Source organism: Caballeronia sp. BR00000012568055, assembly GCF_029439455.1.
Lineage (GTDB): Bacteria > Pseudomonadota > Gammaproteobacteria > Burkholderiales > Burkholderiaceae > Caballeronia.
This window is the reverse complement of sequence record NZ_JAQFVG010000021.1, coordinates 20,188-25,306: the sequence shown is the minus strand read 5'-3', so window position 1 is coordinate 25,306 and position 5,119 is coordinate 20,188. Positions and strand designations below refer to the sequence as shown.

Genomic DNA, 5,119 nt, shown 5'->3' with positions numbered 1-5,119 from the left:
CTTGGGACCGCGTCCTCGAGGATCATGTCGGCTCCTTTCTCTCCAATCATCATGGATGGCGCATTCGTATTGCCGGCCGTCACTCGAGGCATGACGGATGCATCTACTACGCGAAGTCTAGCTAGGCCTCTGACCTTCAAACGGCTGTCAACGACTGCCAGCGGATCATGTCCCATCTTGCACGTTCCGGCTGGATGGAACGCGGAGTTTCCGTGCTGCTCCATGTAATCCAAAATTTGGTCGTCGCTCTCCATGGTTGGGCCGGGCACTTTCTCGCTGATTATGCGCGAGGCTATAGGTTGTGCTGACATGATTTGGCGAATCTTCCGTATGCCAAAGATCATGGCGCCAATGTCGTCCGGATGATTGAGGAAATTTGGCGTGAGCGCAGGCGGATGTGTCGGATCTGACGACTTCAGCGTTACGGCGCCGGTCGCTGATGGGCGCACTCTATACACGGAGGCCGCAACGGCCGGAGTTGGATCTACTTCGATGCGGCCGCTTTCTAGATAGGAAAACGTCATCGGTCTGAAACTGATCTGAAGATCGGCATAGGGCTCGCTGGGTTTGCTTTTAACAAAGGCGGCGACCTGAGAAGAACCCAGAGCAAGATACCCTTTATGCGTCGTTAAATAACGCGCACCTTCCCAAAGCTTTCGGATTCCGCTGATGTGATTGTTATAAGAGCTGCGTCGCGTTGTCGCATAGCTTGCGTGGACATAGAAGTGGTCTTGCAGATTCTGTCCAACACCCGGCAAATCAACGCGGATGTGTATCTGATGGCGGCGAAGCTCCGTCGCCGGTCCGATTCCCGATAACATCAACAATTGAGGTGAGTTTAAAGCGCCAGCCGACAAAATGACCTCGCGCGCGGCACGGATTGTACGCCGGTGGCCATTCTCGATAATAACAACCCCGACTGCCTCATGCCCGCGAAACTCAACGCGTTCGACGAAACAACCTGTGCGAATGCTCAGATTCTCACGCATCAAGATTGGTTCGACGTAAGCTGTGTATGCGGAGTGCCGGCGACCAGCACGTATATTGTGTTGGATGAATCCCACGGCATCGTGCACTTCGCCGTTAAGATCCTCGGTGTAGGGTATGCCGCAACTGACTGCAGCAGCAATGAAATCGTGTGAGCTTGGATGCTTCACCACGGGGTCAGTTATGCAGAGAGGACCACCGACGCCCCGATATTGATCTTCCCCACGCTCGTTATGCTCCATGCGCTTGAAGTATGGAAGAACATCATCGTATCCCCAACCGGAGTTCCCGAGGCTCTTCCAGTAGTTGAAATCGTCGCGGTGTCCGCGGATGTACACCATGCCGTTTATCGAGCTTGACCCGCCCAAGCCCTTACCTCTCGGCCAGTACATCTTCCTGCTGCGCAAGGCCGGCATTGGCTCGGTAAAATAGTTCCAATTCAACTCTTTATGGAAGAAGAGCTTTCCCATGCCTGCGGGAGTATGCACCCAAAACTTGTTCGAACGCGGGCCAGCTTCTAACAGAAGTACTCTATTCGCCGCTGTGTCGCTGAGCCTTCGTGCGAGCACGCAGCCGGCAGACCCTGCACCAACGATGATGTAATCGAACGTTTCCATTTTTCGAAATGCGAAGTAGCGGTGTGTTAGCGCAATGCTTTGGGACTTGATCGTGTCCGACTACAGTCTCATGAGGATGGACTTCGTTTGCGTGTAAGCTTCGATGGACTCTGCACCCATCTCACGGCCGTACCCCGATTGCTTATAGCCACCGAGCGACATGACGGGATCGGTCTCGGCATAGGTATTGATCCAGACCCTGCCCGATTTCAACGCGCGAGCGACGCGATGAGCGCGGCTGGCATCGCTGGTCCACACGGCTGCGGCCAGGCCATACGAGGTTTCGTTACCCTGGAGGACGGCGTCGTCCTCGTCTTTGAAGGGAATAATCGAAAGGACCGGGCCAAAGATTTCTTCTTGGGCGATTTGCATTGCATTCTCTACATTTGAGAATACCGTTGGCTGTACAAAGTAGCCGATATCTCCGACTCGACGGCCACCCATCATCAAGCGCGCACCTTCTGACTTGCCGGCATCCACGTACGAAAGCACCCGCTCCATCTGTTTGCGCGAAATAAGTGGACCCATCTGAGTGTCCTGAGCTAGGGGAGAGCCGAGTTTGTATTGGGACGCGAGATCGCAGATGCGACGAGTCATTTTGTCATGCAGACTTTCATGCACGAAAAGTCGCGTTCCCGCAGAACATATTTGCCCGGAGTTACGACAGAAACCTAAGACTGAGGACTCGACTGCTCTATCCAAATCTGCGTCAGGAAAGATAATGTTAGGAGACTTGCCACCGAGTTCAAGCGTTACCTTTTTCATGTTTCCTGACGAGGCCTGCAGGATACGTTTCCCCACCTCTGTAGACCCGGTGAAGGCAATCTTGTCAACATCTGGGTGCGATGCCATCGCAGCGCCTGCAGTCGGACCGAAGCCTGGCACGATATTGACGACCCCTGGAGGCAACTCAAGATTGTGAATCAACTCGCCAAGCCGAATGGTTGAAAGTGGAGCTTGCTCGGCGGGCTTGAGTATAGCGGTGTTGCCGCAGGCGAGAGCGGGGCCAAGCTCCGACGCTGCCATCACTAACGGGACGTTCCAGGCATTGATCAATGCGCAAACTCCCATGGGCTCACGCAACGTATAGATGAAGCGAGAGTTGTCGGTCGGATTGGTCGTTCCGTGGATCTTGGTAACCCACCCAGCGTAATACCTGAAGAGCTCAGCGGCGGACTGTACACGGGTGATGCTGTAGGCGATCGGTGCTCCCATGTCCAAACTTTCTAGTACAGCAAGTTCCTCCGCGTGCCGCTCGATAGCGTCTGCGATTCGAACGAGATACTTGGCGCGCGCATGAGGTGAAATACCCGACCACGAATCGGATTCAAAGGCTTGACGAGCGGCGTGTACCGCACGGTCGATGTCGGCCGTATCCGCTTCGGAGATCTCGGTCAGCACTTCCTCTGTAGATGGATCGACAGTCTTGAAGGTGTTCTTCGAAAGCGCCTCGATCCATTCACCGCCTATGAGCAGGCGTTTGCCGCCTGATCGGATCCAGTCCAGTGCATCGCGGTGAGCCTTAATTGAGGTTGCGGTTCCTGACCAGGCGCTCATAGATTTGCTCCAATGTTGAAATAGCCCTTCAGATCGATAGGTCGTCCCGTCCTGTGTAAGCTCAGCAAGTGCATCGCTCCGCGAGTCCTCAGCTGGCACCGGGAACGTTTTCCCGCAACGCTTTTTGTCAGAGAAGATGTCGCGTCAAGCTTGTCAGAAGGGCCTTGCTCTACGTATTTCCCATCGTAACATCGATTTTTGTGACCGGCATTAGTTTCGATAGGCGGAACCACCGTTGTCCACCTTCGATAGCAAAATATGGCAATCGTTCATCACGCTACTCTTACGGGCGTTAGCGGAGCGACGAAGCGACGTAGAGCGGACGCCGCTTCCAGCCCCTGCATTGCTCGCCCAACTTGAGACCGCACTTATTGTCTTATTGTTGAGCCGAGCGGAGGTGCTCTGGCGACTGCGGCGACCCAGGTCAATATGATTTCGACGAAGAAAACAGGCATCTGCGGAGAGCGGCGGTGCCAAAGAGGCGCCCGCGACGAAGCCGCCAGCCAAGGGATTGGTCGAAAAATATGCTAGTCCAAAGGCTGAAGGTGAGTCCGAAGTGCGGGCGCCTGCTGGGCAAGGCGGCGAGCGCATGGTTGCTGCGGGAAACAAGCGGTTCACGGGCTGTCGTTGCGCCTTATTCCCTCGACGCAGCTACCCGCTTTTCGCCTAGAAACACGGGTAGCGATCGCACATAGACAGGCACCTTTTGGGGTGTTGCCTTGCAATGGCGACTGCTCCAGGCGACCGCGAAACGTCTGTACAGTACGATCGCTAGGCACAGCTCGGAGACATATTAAGTACCCCGACGGCCTACTGCAGCAGACTACGTTAAGATGATCTGGAGATCTAAGCTGAAGCGTGAACCATTTTATATTCCGGCGCGCTTGAGCATCGCCTCGGGATAGCGCGCGCCTTGAATCGGCACCGCTTCCGCGCCATCTTTTATTTCCTTGAGGTCGGTATCCGATAGCGTTACAGACAATGCGCCTATGTTCTCCTGAAACCGGTCAAGGCTGCGCGTTCCGAACAGTGGAACAATCCACGGCTTCTGCGCGAGAAGCCATGCAAGGGCGATCTGTGCGGACGTTGCTCCGTGGCGATCGGCGATGGTTTTGAGCAGAGAAACGAGCGCCTGGTTGGCCTGACGGGCCTCCGCCGTGAAACGGGGGATTTGACCGCGGAAGTCGTCGCTATTGAACGCCGTGCCCGCATCGATCTTACCCGTCAGGAAGCCCTTGCCGAGCGGACTGAACGGGACAAAGCCTATTCCGAGCTCCTGCAACGTGGGAATGATTTCGGCTTCGGGCTCGCGGGTCCAAAGGGAATATTCGCTTTGCAATGCGGTTACCGGATGAACTGCATGCGCCCGGCGGATAGACTGTGCGCTAGCTTCCGATAGGCCAAAGTGGAGAACCTTACCCTCGGCAACTAGATCCTTCACGACACCTGCGACGTCCTCCATTGGCACGTCCGGGTCGACACGGTGCTGATACAGTAGGTCGATATAGTCGGTCCTGAGTCGGCGCAGGCTGCCCTCCACGGCCGACCTTATCTGCGATGGCTTGCTGTTGACGCCGCCCCGGTGCTCACCCGTCGTCTGATCGATGTCCCAACCAAACTTCGTGGCAATCCGTACCTGTTGGCGTATACCAGCGAAGGCTTCTGCCACCATTTCTTCATTGGTCCAGGGACCATACACCTCGGCGGTGTCGAAAAAGTCCATGCCAAGGTCCACTGCTTTTCGCAATAGGCTGATCATCTGTGCCCGATCAGGGATCTCCCGGGACTTCCCATATCCCATACAGCCGAGTGAAAGAGCCGATACTGTAAAGCCTTGTCCAAGTGTTCGAGTCTGCATGATCTGCCTCTTCATCGGGACATTCCAGTTTGCGCGTCCGACGGCTTCCGACCTCTTAGCCACGTTGGAATGGCCATCAGTTAGCCGCACCGCGTTTATT

General features: G+C 55.4%; 3 protein-coding genes. All 3 read right to left on the bottom strand.

Annotated features, from left to right (window positions below; genetic code table 11):
* The coding region (locus P7F28_RS02280) for a GMC family oxidoreductase (RefSeq protein WP_277182818.1) at positions 1 to 1,604 on the bottom strand (1,604 nt) is incomplete at its 3' end.
* 60 nt (positions 1,605 to 1,664) lie between these two features.
* Complete coding sequence (locus P7F28_RS02275) at positions 1,665 to 3,161, bottom strand: aldehyde dehydrogenase family protein (RefSeq protein WP_277182817.1); 1,497 nt, start codon at positions 3,159 to 3,161, stop codon at positions 1,665 to 1,667.
* Positions 3,162 to 4,029: 868 nt separating this feature from the next.
* Positions 4,030 to 5,019, bottom strand: a complete 990-nt coding sequence (locus P7F28_RS02270) for an aldo/keto reductase (RefSeq protein WP_277182822.1) — start codon at positions 5,017 to 5,019, stop codon at positions 4,030 to 4,032.
* Between the last annotated feature and the right edge of the window lie 100 nt (positions 5,020 to 5,119).